The sequence below is a fragment of the Desulforhopalus vacuolatus genome (genome assembly GCF_016918505.1).
GTDB lineage: Bacteria > Desulfobacterota > Desulfobulbia > Desulfobulbales > Desulfocapsaceae > Desulforhopalus > Desulforhopalus vacuolatus.
Genome location: NZ_JAFFPZ010000145.1, coordinates 1 through 363, shown reverse-complemented (window position 1 = coordinate 363; position 363 = coordinate 1). Strand labels below are relative to the sequence as shown.

1 protein-coding gene is annotated in these 363 nt (G+C 49.9%); it reads left to right on the top strand.

The annotated features are described in order from the left end of the window. Positions 1-363, top strand: a 363-nt coding sequence (locus tag JWG39_RS17495) for a CRISPR-associated endonuclease Cas1 (protein ID WP_205220473.1), incomplete at both ends; no start/stop codon positions are given.

Genomic DNA, 363 nt, shown 5'->3' with positions numbered 1-363 from the left:
CCTGCTGTCGGGCAAGGGAAAGTTTTACGGCATCATCGACGCCTTTGACACAGACCCGGTTTTACTTCATCGAGATCAGTTTAACAGGGCGGGTGATGTCGATTTCTGCCTTGGTCTGGCAAAAGAAATCATTCATGGCAAGATCAACAACAGTCTTGTGCTCCTGCGCCGGCAAAGCAGGCGGCAGTCGAGCAGTGAGTTGTCAAAAAGTGTCACAGGCATGACTTCCATAGTGCAAAAAATGAAATCTGCACAAACACTGGATGAGCTTCGAGGCTATGAAGGATTCGCGGCAAGGAGCTATTTTCAGGGGATAGCGTCTGTCCTTGATGGCGACTGGCGGTTTTCCGGCAGAAAAAAGCA